Raw genomic sequence first — 18417 nt, 5'->3', positions numbered from 1 at the left:
TGCGATGTACCGATTTAAACGCATAGCAATAAAAATTGGCAGTAATGTGCTTACAGGCAAAGATGGTATGCTTGACAAAGAGCGTATGGCTTCGCTTGTGGCACAAATTGCGCAACTACACCACAATGGTGTTGAGGTAATAGTTGTATCATCGGGAGCAGTTGCATCGGGGCGAGGCGAGTTGCACCTCGACAAAAAAATTGATGCAGTAAAGTCGCGTCAGTTGTTCTCGGCAGTGGGGCAGGTAAAACTCCTGAACAACTACTACGAGTTGTTCAGCAAACATGGAATAAGTTGCGGACAGGTACTTACAATGAAGGAGTGTTTCTCAACACGCCGTCTATATCTAAACCAAAAGCAGTGTATCGAGGTGATGCTTGAGAACAAGGTAATACCCATTGTAAACGAAAACGACACCGTTGCTGTAACCGAGTTGATGTTTACCGATAACGACGAACTCTCGGGACTCATAGCCACAATGATGGATATGGAGGCACTCATAATATTGAGCAACATTGATGGCATATACAATGGAAACCCTGCCGATGAAGGCACTACCGTAATAAGAGAGATAACTGCTGCCGACAAAGACCTCTCAAAATTTATTCAAACAAAAAAATCATCGTTTGGGCGAGGAGGAATGATAACCAAAACCAACATTGCCCGAAAAGTTGCAAAGGAGGGTATAACCGTTATTATTGCAAACGGAACTCGCGAAAATATCTTACCTGACTTGCTTAACCCTAAAAGCGATGTAATCTATACTACCTTTACCCCCTCAAACAAAGAGATTTCGAGTGTAAAAAAATGGATAGCTCACTCTGACGGTTATGCAAAAGGCTCGTTAGTGATAAACGAAAAGGCAAAGGCAAAACTATTATCTGAAGAGGCAGTAAGTCTGTTGCCAATAGGAGTAGTATCGGTAGAGGGTGAGTTTGAAAAAGATGATATAGTAAAAATAGTAACAACAGAGGGAGAGTCAATAGGAGTAGGAAAAGTATCGTGCGATAGCACAAAGGCTCGCTCATTGGCAGGAAACAAAGGCGGACGAGCATTAATACATTACGACTATCTCTATTTGGAATAGTTTGTTAAATTAAAAATTTGAACTTTTGCGAGTAAGCGAATACAATACCAATCTTGATTGAGTATTGTTGAACGGGAGCAAAATCAAGAAACGAATGTTTATTAATTTTGCGATTGAGCGCAGACAACAAGCATCTAACAACTAGAAACTAACAACTACCCATAGAGGAGGTGGAGGTTACGAAACCGACAACTGATAATAATCACACAAAAACAGTATAATATTTAAAATATTTTTTACCTTTGCGAAAGCAGAGGTATTTTTTTATCTCCCAAACAGTTAAAAACAAAAACACTTACAATATGAAAAAATTAATTACACTACTGTTTTTAGTATTTATAGTTACAAACACATTTGCGAATTATACAATCTATCCCAAACCCCAAAAAATTACAATGGGAAGTGGAGAGGTAACACTTACAAATAGAGTAAATGTAGTTCTTGAAGAGGGAGTTCCGGAGAATGTAAAAACATTTATCTCTGAGGCTTTAAAAGCAAAAGGTATATCACCTGCATTTTCACGTTACTTGTCATCAAATAAATATCTCTATGTAGGAGTTAACGGTTCGGGTAAAGAGGCTGATACATACGCAACACAACGAGGTCTATCACGTAGTGTATTCTCATCGGCATCAAACAAATATGATCCATATCTATTACATGTAACAAGTGATGGAAACATTGTTATACTTGGAGATGCAAATAATTCGGTATTCTATGGAATATCAACCCTACGACAAATGCTTAACAGCGACAAAACTCTAAACCCTGTTACAATAGAAGATTACGCATATACACAATATAGAGGTTTAGTAGAAGGATTTTACGGAATGCCATTTACGGTTGACCAAATATTGTCGATGTTAGATTTCTTTAAGTTGTACAAACTCAATACATTCATCTACGGGCCTAAAGCCGATCCGTATCACGCAGGCTCATGGTATGAAGATTATCCAACTACTCTTACTGATGAAGAACGAAAAAAAGGACTCCTTACACAACAGGACTTTGTTACAATTACAACCAAAGCAAAAGAGTGTAATGTGAATTTTGTATGGGCTATTCACCCCGGATTACATGGAGGAATGGGATTTAATTCTCCGTCAGAGATGAATCCAGGAATAGAGAAGATAATGGATAAATTTGACCGTATGTACCAACTTGGAGTAAGAGGATTTGGTGTCTTCATTGATGATATGACCTTTGTACCAAGTTCTGAAATGACGGCATATCTTCCTGCTCAGGTACAAGCAAGACTTAAAGCAAAATACAATACTGCCACTGCAACATCTGATCAAAAAGTTTCGCCCCTGTTTTTTGTACCCACAGCATACTCAATAGCACATACCGTAGGCTCATTAATTGACCTCTATGATGTAGATCCAGATATAGTAGTTGCATTTACAGGAAGTGATGTGTGGTCGAATATTACCGACTCAAATTGCAAAACTATGAAGCAGGTTATTAATCGTAATCCTCTCTTCTGGTGGAATAACAACTGTAATGACAATTATGATGATAGACTATATATGAATCATATGAATTATAGATATACCGCCCAGAATGCACCAATGACGGCCTTAGGAGGTGTAGTATTCAATACCATGCAAGAGGCATCGGCATCAAAAGTATTTTTATTTGGCGGAGCAGACTACTGCTGGAACACTGCATCATTTAACTCTCAACAGAATTGGGAAGACTGCTTTGCGTATCTGTTCCCCGATAAACCCGATTTGGCATCTGCCTTTAAAACATTCTGTTTGAATACTGATGCAACACAAGAGCCGGCCGAAATGGTAAATCTTTATAACTCATTCAAAGATTCATATAGTAATAATAATTTACCATCATCAACAAACCAGTTGATAACAAAAACAAAAGAGATTTATGACGCTTGCAAAGCGTTGGAGGCAATGGAGACAAGCGATGTAAAAGATGAGACTCTTATGTTTGAAGACATAAAATATTGGAGTAGAAAACTCGCATCAATGTCAAATATCATAAATGGAGCATTAACATGGATGAAATCTCCCGGAGCATTAAGTCGTTGGACAGATTATGCAAACATAGCGGGAGAGTATTCAAAATTGCATAAAGACTCAGCATTCATTGCATACACAGTGGAGGGAACAGGTTCTGAGGCTTCGGCACGATACTTTGAGGTGCATCCAGCACAACAGAATATGGAGCCTTTTGTAGATTTTATCATGACAAAATATCCCAATTATGCACCAACATTGCCCGAGCGTTCACGTACTCCTGAGATAATTCATAATCTAACATATTTACCCTATAATGTAAGTTTGTCAACAACAACAGAGGCAATAACATTACAAAATTTAAGTAACGTAAGTTTGACAACTGGCGAATATGTTGGAATAAATATGAATAGAAAGAACGAAGTAACAGTGTCGGTATCATCAAACACTCTCCCAAGCGAGTTCTATTACGAGTATTCGGTAAACGGAAAAGAGTGGTATGAATTTACCCCTAACGGAACAACTCCAATAGAGCTGGCATACATCAGAATACGCAATGTAAGCCGAGATGTAACAAAACCTATAGGCGTAAGTTCTATAACAATCAATATCCCAAAATCAGGAATCTTAACACCAATTGGAGCAGAGACAAATATTCCACAATATGATAATAATGGAGTAGCAAATGTTGTAAATTACAGTAATGATAGTTTCTTCTGGAGTAATAGAGCCCAAGAAGCAGGAGATTATATAAGAGTAGATTTAGGAGCTTCAAAAGGAATATATAAAATAGAAGTTACGTTCGATAGCAACGACCAACCGTCAGGCGATTGCGTGTTGCAAATCTCTAACAATGGAGGACAATGGGTAAACTTGCAGACCTTCACATCTGCCGATATAGTAGATAAAACATTCTCTGTAACAGGAAGCAATGTTGCTCGATATGTACAATTTAAATTAAATAGTGCAACCGGTAACAATTGGCTTAAAGTAGTAAAAATAAAGGTGTATGAAGGCAAAGAGATAGCCGTTGCCAAGGATAACAAAAACGCCTACACAACAGCCCTTGACGACCGCTCTCTTGCAACATCATACCAAGCAATGGAGGAGGGATGGTTAGAGTATGAGTTTACTGAAAACCTCGATTTTGAAACAATAGAGATATACCACAACTCAAAATATGAGAGTAGCGAAGAAGAGTTACCCTCAATATCAATAAAAGCCAACGGAGAGTGGTATGATATGGGTTATTTGAGCCAACCTTTAACAGAGTTGAATGTAAAAGGATATAAAAACATTTCGCTCTTAAAGTTTGAGTGGAATGCAGTAAACAAACCAGATATATATGATATTGTAGTAAAAGGAACACCATACGTTGGCGACCACGATTTAACAGGAGTAGAGGATAATATTACTCCCGAAACTGCAATCTTCTTTGAAGGAGATAACCTGCAAATAAACGGAGTAGAGGGAGCAGTAACAATCTACAACGCATCGGGTATTGCAGTGTGGCAAGGTAACCTAAATGGATCAATATCATTACCAGTAAACAGCACCGGAGTATATTTGGTGGTAACACCCGCAAAAGTTTATAAGGTTGTGAAGTATTAGTTAACAAATATTCGTTTGTTGAATCTGTTCTCGCTCAACAATACTCAAATAAATTTGGTATTGTGTTCGCTTACTCACAGATTTGTAAGTTATCAGTTATCAACAAGTAGGGATGCAGACAAAGCATTTGCAACGCAAATAAAATTGACTAAATGTCAATTTGTGCTGTAGTCTGGGGAGCACAGTGCTCTGTGCGACGGAGTAGGCCTGCCACGTCCGCTGAAAAGGGTAACTTGAGCAAGTAGTGACGCATACAAGGTATTTGCTTAAGCAAATAGGATTAACTGAATGCTAATCCGACCGCAGTATGGGGCATTTTTAGGTAATTACTTTGTAATTAGAATTGACTAAATGTCAATCCTAACTTAGGTTACTTTAAAATGCTTTCAGACCTCTATAAATAAAGAAACGGGATTACCGAAGTAACTTATTTTAACTGATGACTTGTTAGCTAAATACTAATAACTGAAAACAGACATCTGATAACTAATAGCTGATAGCTGACTGCTATTCCTTCTCTGTTACAAACTTATGCAACTCTTTGGGTAACATTCTTTTAACTCTTTCGCTATCTCCTTTTGTTACATAAATTGTGTTGAGTGAGTGGCAACCTGAGAAGGCATATTCGCCAATCTCTCTTACCGAGTTGGGGATAGTGATTGTGGTTAGACTTGTACAACCTGAGAAACTACACCACCCGATTTTAGTTACCGAGGTGGGTATAGTTATTGTGGTTAAACTTATACAATCCTTGAATGCATTCCACTCAATAGATCTTACTCCCTTAGGTATGATTATATTTTTTAGTGACTTGCATCCTGAGAAAGCTCCCTCACCAATCTCTGTTACGGAGTTAGGGATAGTGGTAGATTTACATCCTGCAATTAGTTTGTTAGTTGCCGTTTCTATTATTGCATTACATCCTTCTCGCGAGTCATATAGAGGATTCTCCTCTGAAACTTTAATCTCTGTCAGGCCTGTACATCCTTTGAGGACAAAATCTCCAATCTTTGTTACCGACTTAGGTATAGTTATACTCTCAAGTGACTCACAACCTGAAAGGGCCCAGTCTCCAATATATGTTACGTATTCTGGAATGATTATATTCTTAAGTGACTCACAACCCTTAAAAGCACAATCTTTTATTATAGTTGTTGCTTCGGGAATAATACCTGCGCCATTGATAATTTCAAATTCTGCCATAATTATTCTTCAGTTTTCAACTATAAATCTATTACTCTCTCTACTTGCTCTGCGTTAGCAAGAGACTGATACTTTATAACCGAGTGTTTCTAATCTATTGGCTATTTTATTCATCTCTTCTGGGGAGATTTTTTGTAGATTCTTTTCAGGAGTGTCGCGGTCAATTGTATATATCATTATCATTTTTGGGTTGACCTCTTTTACTGCTTCAATCCATACCGATAACTCCTCTGGGGTTGTATTGTCTATCTCCTCTCCGTTGTGTGTGCCTCGTAGGAACATTGTTTGTAGAATGAAGTTTCCGTTAAATCGTTTTAATCCCTCAATGTGTTGGCGTACCGAAAGGGTGGTGTTATTTGGTGCATTTATGATTTTAAATGTTCTCTCTATTGCGGAATCGAGTTTGAGAATGTTGTTATCTACCCTGTTCAATGCTCTAAATACTGAATCATCTGTAACTCGTGTTCCGTTTGAGAGTACCGATATTTTTACCTCAGGGTAGTAATGGTTGCGTAACTCTATTGTGTCGGATATTATCTCTTCGAACTCAGGATTAAGGGTTGGCTCTCCGTTTCCTGCAAAGGTTATTACGTTTAACTCCTCCCCTGCCTCTTTCATTGCCGAAAGGCGTTGTTGTAGTGCTTCACGAACTTGGGTGCGTGTGTGAAGGGCTTTGTCCCCTCGCCGTTCGCTGTTATATCCACACTCACAATATATGCAATCAAATGAGCATATTTTTCCGTATGTAGGCAAGAGGTTTACTCCTAATGATATTCCTAAACGACGGCTACGGACTGGGCCAAATATTATATCTTCAAATAGTTTTGTTGACATTCTTATATGGTTATTTTGTTGCAAAATTAACTAATATTTGGGATTTTGTATCTTTTTATATCTAAATATCTATTACCTTTACACCGCAAATGAGAAAGTGTATTGCTTACATAATTGGTATTATTGGTTTTTTTCTTCTATCGACTAATGTAAAAGCCGATGGAAGCACTAACCCTTATCTCGACAGGTACCCTATATTTAGTGATCCTTATCTTGCTATTATTGAAACAGGCGACACGGTGATTATGATTAATATAAGACCTGTTTTTTGTATGCCTGAGTATAAGTTCAAGAACAAAAAGGATGAGAAGTTCTATTGGAAAACTGTTAGGGATGTGAAGAAGACTTTGCCATACGCTAAGATGGTCAGGGCTGCTCTTATTGAGACTTACGAGTATGTGCAGACTATTCCTGAGGAGGAACGTGCTGCTCACTTCAAACAGATGGAGAAAGATATTTTCAATGAATATAAACCTGTTCTTAAAGAGTTTACTTACTCTCAGGCTAAGATGCTTATATTGTTGATTGACAGAGAGTGTAATCAAAACTCACACCATATTTTAAAGGCTTTCTTGGGTGGTTTCAGGGCTGGATTCTGGCAAACTTTTGGTAGAATGTTTGGGCTGAACCTGAAAGATGACTACGAGCCTAATAAGAAAGAGAAAGACCGCATTATTGAACGCGTCTGCATTCTGGTTGAGAGCGGAATGCTTTAAGGTATTGTTAGTTTTTAATTGTTAGAAATAAATAATCCCTTTTGAAGTCTAAGTTTCAAAAGGGATTATTATTTGTGTATCAGAGGTGACGAATTTATATATTGTGAGTTGTAATATTAGGTTTATTAATGCACACTCTTTTTTTTGCTAAAAACTAATATCTACCCCCGAAGGGGCGGCGAAGCCGACAAATAACAACTTTGTTGTGGCAAGATCCACAACTCTTTTAAAGATTATATGTTCCCTCTACAAGGTTACCCATTGCCCATACTGCGCGTATGTTCAAATCATCATCGAGAATCATAATGTCGGCATCTTTATCTTTTTGCAATGAGCCTTTACGATCGTATACGTTCATAATCTTAGCAGGTGTCTCTGATGCCATTCGTATTGCATCTTCTAATGGTATCTCTGCTTTCTGAACTAATGTGCGGATAAGTCGGTCCATTGTTGCTACTGATCCTGCAAGTGCTGTGCGGTCGGCAAGTTTACATACGCCATCTTCTATGATTACGCGTGGATCAAATGCTGTTGTACTATCACTTGCTGCACATGCTAGGGCATCGGTGATTACACATGCTCGCTCTACTCCTTTGATATGGTGTATTAGTCGTAATATTGTTGGGGGTACGTGAATTCCATCGGCAACAACCTCTACTGTCATATCTTCGTGAAGGTATATACTCTCTACTGTTCCCTCGTATTTATACTCACGACGTTTGTGAAATCCGGGCATTGCATTATAAAAGTGTGTTGCGTGTGTATATCCGTTCTTGCGTGCTGCATGTATATCGTCATACTCTGCTTGTGTGTGCGCTACTGATGCAAGTATGCCTTTTGATGTGATATATTTACCAAATTGCATTGCTCCTGGTAACTCAGGTGCTGCGTCCCAACGTTTTATACAGTGCCATTTTTCTACAAGTGGTATGTACTCGTTTGGATCAGGGTTTTTGATATTCTCCGGTAATTGTCCGCCTGCCATTGCCATATTTAGATAGTGTCCCTCAAGGTGAAGTCCAAGCACCGGGCTATTGGGTTCTGCCATAAGTTTGGTACAGGTCTCGGCTGCTGCCTCAATCATTGGTACTGTTGATGATGACAAAGTGGGGAAGATACTTGTTGTTCCGTGCTTCATGTGTGCCTGAATTGCTCCGCGGAATGCCTCTTCTGTTCCTTCCATAAAGTCGCAACCGCCACCTCCATGAATGTGAATCTCTACACCACCTGGTACTACATACATACCTTTTGCGTCTATTACTTCTGCTCCTATTACAGCAAGGTCGCAGTTTGTTACCTCAAGAATCTTGTTATCACGTATGATAACTGAACCATCTTTTAACCATCCTTGAGGTGTTAGAATTTTAGCATTAATAATTTGCTTAAGCATAATGTTTTTGTTAATTATTGTGTTTTAACTGTTTATGCATATGAAGTGGTGCAACAAGCATCCATTATTACATTCCTCAATTGCAAAGGTATTTATTTTATTGGTTATTAACTATTTTTTTGAACTATTTTTAAAAATAATTGTTATTTATTATTTGAGACAACTTCTTTAACAATCTTATATATCTTATTTTGTTCTATATTTTCCAATAAGCAGAGGCATATATTTTTGCGTAAAGGTTATTATTGGGACAAACAGCAATATAATTATGAGCGACAATAGATAATCGAGAATTGATGATTCGGTAAATATTTTGCGGGAAATTTGTATGAAGAATATATGAAATCCTAATATTATTATTGAGCCTACCGATATGGTTTTTAACCACTTGAAATTGTATTTTTCGATATATTTACATATAATGTATATCATTGCTGTTCCGCTTACTCCTCCTAATAGATATAAGAATATATTATCGCCAAAATATGAGGTGTACATTCTCACATCATCGTTATATATGTAACAAATATATACGCATACTAAACTTGCAAGAAAATATATTATAGTTATTGGTGTGATTCTATATGTTGATAATTCTCTCTTATATTTTGCTATATAGAATCCTATTATAAAGAATGGATAACAACAAAACAGGTTGATTGATGAGGAGGGATTTTGTAATATATTATATCCAAAAATAACAAATTCCTCTCTATATATAATCCACGATATTAACAGGGACAAGAGGGTTACTACTAAATCTGTTATATATCCTCGTGTATATTGAAAAACTATCTTAATTAGGATAAGCGTGTATATAAACCAACACTCTTTCAATATATTCCACATTCCTAATAGAAGACTTATAGGGAGTTTTACTAATCCTTCTATATTGTAACGTCCTAAAACTATATCGCCCACCGAACGAACACTATATGCTAATAGTGTTATTATTATCATGGGCTGAGCAAGATTGTACCATAGTTTTTTCCAGAACTCTTTTTGTTTATTCTCTCGTTTGCTTAAAAATCCTGATATAATAAAGAAAAGGGGTACACTAAAAACATATATGAATTTATGCCCGATTGGAAAGAAATGACCTAAAACAATAAGATACATACCTATTGCCTTCATATAATCAATCCACAGCAGTCGTTGCTGTACATGGTTGGAAAGGGTGGGTAATGTTTGCTTCATTGTCTGATATTTATCTCAATCTGTTTTTTATAAAATATGGGGCTGCTACTTTGCGGAACTGTACAAGGGCAATGGCTACTAATACTACCCCAAGCATATATGCTGCTCGATAACTATGTACATCGGCTATTGCTCCGCCCACTACTACTCCTATGCCTACTCCTACATCCCAAGAGGTTAGATAGGTTGAGTTTGCTGTGCTTCGGCGTTCGTGAGGTGCAAGGTTTACAAACATTGTTTGTACTGGCGGACATATCATTCCATACGAAAATCCTAACACAAATGCCGAAGCGTAAAAGGCTATTGGCGCTGTGAGAAATATAAACATTGCATATCCTATGAATAGTCCTAACATTCCTGTTGTGATAAGTTGTATTACTCTGCCTTTTCGCAAGTGCGGTCCGTTGCTTATACGAGCACTTATTAACCCTAATGCCATAAGAAGGAAGAATGGCCCTGTGCTGTTTTCTATTCCTACTTCATCTCGTGCATATACCGCCAAATAGGTTGACAGTATTCCGTAACTAAACGATAGTAGCATAAAGGTTACACTCTCGTGTGTTCCTTTTATTAGGAAGAATCTATCGAGTGATACAGGCGAGGTACTTATTGTTTTTGGTGCGGGTACTCTCTTTGACATTCTCACCATTAATACCATTATAAAGCCTAATGTACATGCTACAAAGGCAGATAAGAAGAGTGCCTCATAACTCCCAAAGAAGTTATAGGTGGCAAATGAGATTGTTGGTCCTAATGCCATTCCAAGATTGTTGCTTATTCCGTAATATCCTATACCCTCGTTACGGCGTGATGTGTGCAGTACATCTATTGCTACGGTACTGTTGGCTACGGTTATAAATCCAAATATTAATCCGTGCAGTGCTCTGATTACTGCAAATGTTATTATATTCCCCGGTATTATATAGGTACAGAACAGTAGGGCAAATGCTCCATAAAAGATTAACTGCATTGGTCGGCGTGGGAGCGAATCTAACATAAATCCTGCAAAGGGTCGTATTATCAACGCTGTTATTGTGTAGAGCGACAACACTACTCCTATCTGTGTATGGGTTGCATTGTACTCTTGCTGCATATAAAGTGGCAACACCGGGAGTATTGTAAAAAAGGCAAAAAACAACAAAAAGTTTCCTGCCAATACTAATAAAAAGTTTCTGTTGAAGAGCCTCTCTTTTTCCATCTCACTATATCTCTTTTGGGGTGGGGAGCAATAGGAATATGCTCTCGGGGCCCATATTAAACAGCAGGTCTAATATTGAAAGGTCTGGGATAAATCCATGTCTCTCTGAAAATACTTGGTAGTATGGTAATAACTTTTCTTGTTCAAAGATAGGGTGTTTGGGGTGTATCTTTTCGCGTAAATCAATATCTCCTTCTTGGGGCTGTATATACTCTGTGCTATACTCTATCTTAGGGGTTATATTCAATAGTGAGCAGATGGTGTTTTGCAACTCAATATTGAAGTCGTATAGGTATTTGTATCGGTTTGGCTCATAGAATGGGCGTAACTCATCAGAGTAGTACTCAAAGTATGGCGATGATTGATATGCCGAAAAGATTGCCATCCAATGCAGATGTTGCCAGTTGTCGTGAGAGGATATAGATACATCGCGTGTCAGTACCTTTCCTGATGGTTTTTCAACCGGAATTGACAAGGTCATAACTCCTGCCTCTGTTGCAATTTTGCATCGGTTACGGTAACTCTGCTTTTGATAATTGCAACACGCCTCAACTATTACAGGCGAGTTGTTTAACTGCCTGTAATATGATATGGGGGCTAAATATGAAGGAGTTAATATTACCATCTCTATTCTGATAAGGTCTCTACGGAGCGGAAGAGCCTGTTAAATCGGATTCCTCCGTTAAAGAACGATTTGTCGGGATCAAGTGACAACCATACAAAGAGTGGTTTTCCTACTATGTGATCTTCGGGTACAAATCCCCAATAACGGCTATCGGCAGAGTTGTCTCTGTTGTCGCCCAACATATAGTAGTAATCCATTTTAAAGGTGTATTGTGTTGTCTCCTCGCCATTTACATATATTTTGCCATCTTTCACCTCAGTATCATTGCCCTCATAGTTGCGTATTACTCTTTCGTAGATAGGCCAGTTCTCGAGGGTAAGTTCTAATGTTTTGCCTCGTTGTGGTATCCATAATGGTCCGTAATTTTCTCTTGTCCATCCGTAATATCCTAATGGATATACATCGCCTCCCATCATTTCGCCCGGCTCTTGTATTATTTGCGACACTATTGACATTGCCTCTAATTTTGCTTTTGCTTCTTGTGTTAATGGCATACGATATACTGGGTTGTATGTTCCCTGCTCGTTTGTTTTAAAGCCTAAGAATGAGAGTAAATCGCCATACTGATATGAGTTTTGTATTAGCATACGATCATCTTCAGAGACTCCCAAATCTTCGAAATGTTTTTTTGACAATCGTTTGTCAGGGGCAGATAACATTACGTAATAGTTATACTGCAAATGTTTGGGATTTTTGACTGCAACAGAGTTGATATATATCTGATTATTACGTATCTCAAATGTATCTCCTGGCATTCCTACGCATCGTTTTACATAGTTCTCTCTTCTATCTACGGGGCGATAGAGTATCTCTCCGTATACTCGTTGGTTATTTTTGATATTCTCCTTGCCATATATGTGAGAGAGTGTGTAGTAATCGGGATTTGAGACCTTACTCAAGACTGTATCTCCTGCAGGGAAGTTAAATACCACTATATCTCCGCGTTTTATCTCGCCTGTTCCTTTTAATCGTTTGTAATCTAATTGTGGGTTGTCAATGTACGATTTACAATTTAGTACTGGCAAGGTGTGTTGTGCCAATGGGAACGATAAGGGTGTCATGGGTACTCGCGGTCCATAACTTAATTTGCTTACAAGCAAATAATCTCCTACTAACAACGATTTCTCAAGTGATGATGATGGAATCTTGTAGTTCTGAAATATAAATGAGTTTATCAAATATACTGCTACCAAAGCATACAATATGGCATCAATCCACTCAAATACTTTGCGAAGTGCTGGGTTTTTGATTTTTCGCCATGCTCTCCATGGTATATATTCAGTTAGATATATATCTACAAATAGTATGAGCAATAACAATAAGAGGTAATTGCCCGACCATATTGTAAAACCTGTTAGTAGTAATGAGGCTAATGTAAAGCGTATCCAACGCGATTTTTTTATGCCTGAAAATCTACTCTTTTTTTCTTGTTCCGACATCTATTTTAATTTGTTTTTGTTACTATTTATTTTCAAAATATATTTTTAAAATTTCAACATATCTTGCATTGTGATAAAGCCTGTTTTATCTTTTATAAACTCTGCCGCCACTACTGCTCCAAGTGCAAATCCTGCTCTGCTCTTTGCATCGTGTGTTATTGTTATGGTATCAACTTCTGACTCATATTTTATAGTGTGAATACCGGGTACTTCATCTCGGCGGATTGAGGTTATTCCTATCTCTGATGATTTTGGCTCTGCTCCCTCTACCCATGTATCCTTGCGTGTGATGTTCTCAATTATCCCTTCGGCAAGTGTTATTGCTGTTCCACTTGGGGCATCCAACTTGTGTATGTGGTGCGTCTCCTCCATTGATACTTCATAGTTGGTAAATCCGTTCATTATCTTTGCCAAATATCTGTTTATGGCAAAGAATATATTTACTCCAAGACTGAAGTTTGATGAGTGAAAGAATGTACTTCCGTTTTCACACGCCTCTTTTACTTCGGGCATATTTTCTAACCAACCTGTTGTTCCCGATACTACTTTTACTCCTGCCGCAAAGGCTCTGCGATAGTTGTTTATTGCCGACTGAGGTTGTGAGAACTCTATTGCCACATCGGCACTCTTAAACTCGGGTGAGTTAAAATCATCTTGATTATTTATATCTATACGTGCCACTATTTCGTGACCTCTTGCTATGGCAATCTGCTCAATGGTCTTACCCATTTTGCCATATCCTATTAGTGCTATCTTCATATTTTTTTCTTTATATTTGTTGAAAACAACGAATATAGTCTGCACTCGCTTTGATAAATATTCAAGTAAACTTGATATTTCTCGCTTGTTTGTAACTATATTTGTAACATTTGCGAAGATACAAATTTTTATGGAAAATATACTCTCTTTTGTATGGAGATATAATTTGTTGAAGGGTGGTAGGTTTACTCTCTCAAATGGTGAAAAGGCGGAGATTATATCATCTGGTATGGATTGCAACGGAGATTTAATCTTCTCGGATGCTCTTTTGCGAATAGAGGATAACACACAAAAACTTCGTGTAGCGGTTGCTCCTGCCTCATACAAAGGTTGTGATATTTATGTTACCGATAGAGTGGAATCTTCTATTGAGGGAACTCCTATGCTTGTTATCAACTTTTTGAATGAGGTAGAGATTCTGAGAAAGAAATTAATATCAAAGTTTGAGGAACTGCCTTGTAGCGAACATATTAAGGATATGCCCTCAATTTTTGTTACCGACCTTATTACTTCGTTGGCAATAGAGAGATTGCAAAATAAAAGCGAGAGGATTAAAGAGTGGCATAACTCTTATAATGGAGATTGGGAAGAGGTTTGTTATATCTCTGTTGCTCGTTCATTAGGGTTTGGTGTTAATGGTAATGCTTTTGAGGCACTGGCTAAGGCTCTGCCTTTAAGATTTCTTCAAAAACACTCCGACTCGCTTTTTCAACTTGAAGCAATGTTGTTTGGTGTTGCAGGACTTCTTGATGATAGTAGTTTGAGTGATATTGCTTATTACAAAAGGTTGTCAAATGAGTTTGCTTTTCTGAAAAACAAGTTTGCTTTACCTGTAAATGATATTAAGTTGTGGAAGTTCTCAGGTATTAGACCTTCTAACTTTCCTCATCAGAGAATTGCTTTACTTGCAGCCTTAATTCACTCATCAATGCCTATGTTTGCTAAGTTTGTTGATGCGGAGAGTGATGATGATTTACGAAAGGTTTTTGATATATATCCGAGTGATTTTTGGGATACTCACTATAACTTTACTTCTGAAACGCCTCCTCTTAGGAAATGTTTTGGTAAGGCGGCAATTGACCTTATTATAATAAATTCTGTTGCTCCTCTTTTGTATGCCTACTCGGAGTATATAGGAAACGAGAAGTTTGCCGACAGGGCTATATCTTTTTTGGAGGGATGTAAGGCTGAGAATAACTATATTGTTCGTAAATATGTTAATGGTGGTATTGAGTGTAAATCGGCTTTAGCTTCTCAGGCTTTCATTGCTCTAAATAATAACTACTGCAATCCTCGTAACTGTATCAGGTGCAAGATTGGTTATAAAATTTTTAGGGATGAGGTTAAGAAGAGATTATAAGTATAAACAAGAGAAGGGGGCTCTCTTCAAACATGAACCTCCTTCTCTTATATTATAACTTTATCTATTTTTAATTTTCAACTCTTTTTTGCTTTAGATTTTTTTGTTGTCTTTTTTGTAGGCTTTTCGCCTTGTTCTGCAATAATTTTTTTGCAATCCTCTATTGTTAAATCCTCGGCAACTGCTCCTTTGGGTAGTTTATAGTTGCTTTTCTTATATGCTATATAGGCTCCGTAACGACCGTTTATTATTTGCAACTCCGGCTCCTCTTCAAAGGTTTTTAATATTCGGCTTTGCTCCTCACTGCGCTTTGCCTCTATTAGTTGAATTGCCTCTTCGAGTGTTATCTCTAATGGTTTATACTCTTTGGGTAATGATGTAAATTTACCATCGTGGCGGATATAGGGACCAAACTTTCCTACTCCTATAACTATCTCTTTCTCTTCAAAAGTTCCCAATGTACGGGGTAATGCAAATAGTTTTAGGGCTTGTTCCAAGGTTATGTTGCTTAGTGTTTGTCCCTCCATTAATGAGGCAAATATTGGTTTCTCCTCCTCTTCGGCTGTTCCCAATTGTACTACTGGTCCAAAACGTCCTATTTTTACTGATACTCTGCGTCCTGTTGCAGGATCGGTTCCCAATACTCGCTCTCCTACTTTATTGCCTGAGTGTTGCGATGATGCAGACTCTACCTCCGGATGGAATGTTTCATAGAATGTTGCTATTGCTCCGTTCCATGTATTCTCTCCGTCTGCTATACTATCAAACTCCTCTTCTACTTTTGCTGTAAAGTTGTAGTTTAATATGTCGGGGAAGTTCTCAGTTAGATAATCATTAACCACTATTCCTATATCGGTAGGTATTAGTTTTCCTTTTTCGCTTCCTACATTTTCGGTTTTAATGGTTGATGTTGTCTTTCCTTTTTTTAGTGTAATTATCTTATACTCTCTCTTTACTCCGCTTTTTGTTCCTCGTTCAACATATTCGCGTTGCTGTATTGTTGATATTGTGGGGGCGTATGTTGATGGACGTCCTATTCCCAACTCTTCGAGTTTGTGTACCAAACTTGCCTCTGAGTAGCGAAGTGGAGCCATAGTGAAACGTTCAACAGCCTCTCCTGAGTTTAGAGTTAATTTGTCTCCCATTTGAATAGGAGGCAATACCGATGTTTCGCTCTCTTTCTCGCCATCTTCATCGGTTGTCTCAACATATAGGCGTAAGAATCCGTCAAACTTCACAACCTCTCCTATTATCACAAACTTCTCTTCGCCATTAACTGTCTGAACACTTATTGTGGTTTTTTTAGTTTGTGCCGGTGTCATTTGAGATGCTACGGTACGTTTCCATATCAGGTCGTATAGGCGTTTCTCTTGAGAGTTACCCTCTATCTCGCTATTTGCTATGTAGGTTGGGCGAATTGCCTCGTGTGCCTCTTGTGCCCCTTTTGAACTTGTATGGAAATTATGTGGGTATGAGTACTCTTTTCCAAACTTCTCGATTATTGTCTCTTTTGCGGTGTTTATTGCTAAAGATGACAAGTTTACCGAGTCGGTACGCATATATGTTATAAGTCCTGCCTCGTATAGGTGTTGTGCCACTCGCATTGTTTGCGATACGGTAAAACCTAATTTACGTGCTGCCTCTTGTTGTAAGGTTGATGTTGTAAAAGGTGGTGCTGGATATTTTTTTAATGGTTTAACGGTTATATCGTTTACCTCAAACTCCTCGGTTGAGAGTTTTTGCAATAGTGCCTCGGCATCTCTTTCGTTTGCCGGACGGAATTGTAATTCGCCTTTTAGTTTGTTTCCTTCGGCATCTTTAAAGATTGCTGTTATTTTAAATGATGCTTCGGGTGTGAAATTCTCTATCTCTCGCTCTCTTTCTACAATCAAGCGTACTGCTACTGATTGTACTCGCCCTGCTGATAGTGCAGGTTTTATCTTTCGCCAAAGTATTGGAGATAGTTCAAATCCTACAATTCTATCTAAAACTCGTCGTGCTTGTTGTGCATTTACAAGGTTTATGTCTATCTCTCGTGGATTCTCTATTGCCGACAGTATAGCATCTTTTGTTATCTCATGGAATACTATACGGCGTGTCTTCTCAGGTGTTAACCCAAGCACTTCATATAGGTGCCATGCTATTGCCTCTCCCTCACGGTCTTCATCGGATGCTAACCATACAATATCTGCCGCTTTTGCTGCTTTTTTTAGGGTATCTACAACTTGTTTTTTGTCTGAAGGTATTTCATATATGGGTAAGAATCCCTTTTCTACATTAATACTGAAATCCTTTTTCTTCAAGTCTCTTATGTGTCCGTAACTCGACAAAACCTTATACTCCTTCCCTAAAAACTTCTCTATTGTCTTTGCTTTGGCGGGAGACTCAACTATAACTAAATTTGACTGCATACTCTTCCTTTTTGCTTTAAACACTCTCGCCTTGTTGGCGTAGATACTCTTCGGCAACTTGTTTTAACTCTTGGTACCACTCCTCGCCAAAGTGTCTTACAAGAGGTCCTTCAAGAAACTGGTAAACTCTTATTCCTTTCTCTTTTCCGAGTTTTACCGCTCCTCTGCATATTTTCCTCTCATCATAATTCACTGCTGTGAATGTTGGATATTCTGTTAAGCGTATGGGATATAGGTGACACGATACCGGTTTTTTAAACTTACATTCGCCTCTGTTATACCCTATCTCCAACGCACACAGACATACTCCTTTTTTATCGTATGTGCAGAAAACGCAATCTTTGTTTCCTATTATTGAGGTGACTAAATCGCCCTCCTCATCAACATACGATACTCCTTGTTTTTTTATAACCTCTCGTGCCTCTTTGGGTAACTGATCTATTACAGCAGGGAGAGCCTCGTTTAATGCCTCCTCTTCCTCTTTGGTTATTGGAGCTCCTGCATCTCCCTCTATACAGCAAGCCCCTTTGCAATCGTCAAGATTACAACAGAAGTAACATTCGATTACATCGAGACTTACCAGAGTATCCCCTATCTTTATCACCTTT

General features: G+C 38.1%; 14 protein-coding genes. 4 read left to right on the top strand and 10 right to left on the bottom strand.

What is annotated here, in order from left to right; translation table 11 throughout:
* Positions 1-4 precede the first annotated feature (4 nt).
* Positions 5-1087: a glutamate 5-kinase gene (gene proB, locus IKK64_02495; GenBank protein MBR4118932.1), complete on the top strand. Its 1083-nt coding sequence runs from the start codon at positions 5-7 to the stop codon at positions 1085-1087.
* Between the two features lie 302 nt (positions 1088-1389).
* Positions 1390-4677: a beta-N-acetylglucosaminidase domain-containing protein gene (locus IKK64_02490; GenBank protein ID MBR4118931.1), complete on the top strand. Its 3288-nt coding sequence runs from the start codon at positions 1390-1392 to the stop codon at positions 4675-4677.
* A gap of 507 nt (positions 4678-5184) precedes the next feature.
* Here IKK64_02490 and IKK64_02485 read toward each other — a convergent pair.
* Positions 5185-5880 (bottom strand): leucine-rich repeat domain-containing protein, encoded by a 696-nt coding sequence (locus IKK64_02485; protein ID MBR4118930.1) that lies wholly within the window; start codon positions 5878-5880, stop codon positions 5185-5187.
* 54 nt (positions 5881-5934) lie between these two features.
* Complete coding sequence (locus IKK64_02480; protein ID MBR4118929.1) at positions 5935-6714, bottom strand: radical SAM protein; 780 nt, start codon at positions 6712-6714, stop codon at positions 5935-5937.
* 89 nt (positions 6715-6803) lie between these two features.
* Between IKK64_02480 and IKK64_02475 the strand changes: the two genes are divergently transcribed.
* Positions 6804-7430 (top strand): DUF4294 domain-containing protein, encoded by a 627-nt coding sequence (locus tag IKK64_02475; GenBank protein ID MBR4118928.1) that lies wholly within the window; start codon positions 6804-6806, stop codon positions 7428-7430.
* A gap of 226 nt (positions 7431-7656) precedes the next feature.
* On the opposite strand, the gene nagA is transcribed toward IKK64_02475, so the two are convergent.
* The 6 genes from nagA to dapB form a co-directional block, all read right to left on the bottom strand.
* Positions 7657-8820 (bottom strand): N-acetylglucosamine-6-phosphate deacetylase, encoded by a 1164-nt coding sequence (gene nagA, locus IKK64_02470; protein MBR4118927.1) that lies wholly within the window; start codon positions 8818-8820, stop codon positions 7657-7659.
* A gap of 186 nt (positions 8821-9006) precedes the next feature.
* Positions 9007-10017, bottom strand: a complete 1011-nt coding sequence (locus tag IKK64_02465) for an acyltransferase family protein (GenBank protein MBR4118926.1) — start codon at positions 10015-10017, stop codon at positions 9007-9009.
* Between the two features lie 10 nt (positions 10018-10027).
* The gene (locus IKK64_02460) at positions 10028-11215 is read right to left on the bottom strand and encodes an MFS transporter (protein ID MBR4118925.1); all 1188 of its coding nucleotides are present in this window, start codon (positions 11213-11215) and stop codon (positions 10028-10030) included.
* A 4-nt stretch (positions 11216-11219) separates the two neighbouring features.
* The gene (locus IKK64_02455) at positions 11220-11846 is read right to left on the bottom strand and encodes a WbqC family protein (GenBank protein ID MBR4118924.1); all 627 of its coding nucleotides are present in this window, start codon (positions 11844-11846) and stop codon (positions 11220-11222) included.
* Positions 11843-13279 (bottom strand): signal peptidase I, encoded by a 1437-nt coding sequence (gene lepB / locus IKK64_02450; GenBank protein MBR4118923.1) that lies wholly within the window; start codon positions 13277-13279, stop codon positions 11843-11845. The genes IKK64_02455 and lepB overlap by 4 nt, the downstream gene beginning before the upstream one ends.
* Before the next feature lie 45 nt (positions 13280-13324).
* The gene (gene dapB, locus IKK64_02445; protein MBR4118922.1) at positions 13325-14038 is read right to left on the bottom strand and encodes a 4-hydroxy-tetrahydrodipicolinate reductase; all 714 of its coding nucleotides are present in this window, start codon (positions 14036-14038) and stop codon (positions 13325-13327) included.
* Between the two features lie 130 nt (positions 14039-14168).
* Here dapB and IKK64_02440 point away from each other — a divergent pair, with 130 nt between their 5' ends.
* On the top strand, positions 14169-15398 hold the full coding sequence (locus IKK64_02440; GenBank protein ID MBR4118921.1) for a DUF2851 family protein: 1230 nt from the start codon (positions 14169-14171) through the stop codon (positions 15396-15398).
* Positions 15399-15475: 77 nt separating this feature from the next.
* Here IKK64_02440 and topA read toward each other — a convergent pair whose 3' ends face one another.
* Positions 15476-17809 carry a type I DNA topoisomerase gene (gene topA / locus IKK64_02435; protein ID MBR4118920.1) on the bottom strand — a complete coding sequence of 778 codons (2334 nt, stop codon included), beginning with the start codon at positions 17807-17809 and terminating at the stop codon, positions 15476-15478.
* A 16-nt stretch (positions 17810-17825) separates the two neighbouring features.
* The gene (locus IKK64_02430) at positions 17826-18413 is read right to left on the bottom strand and encodes a DUF3109 family protein (GenBank protein MBR4118919.1); all 588 of its coding nucleotides are present in this window, start codon (positions 18411-18413) and stop codon (positions 17826-17828) included.
* Positions 18414-18417: the final 4 nt, after the last annotated feature.

It is taken from the genome of Bacteroidales bacterium (assembly GCA_017521245.1).
In the GTDB taxonomy this organism is placed as follows: domain Bacteria; phylum Bacteroidota; class Bacteroidia; order Bacteroidales; family G3-4614; genus Caccoplasma_A.
The sequence above is the reverse complement of the archived record's forward strand: the minus strand, read 5'-3'. Positions and strand labels throughout refer to the sequence as shown.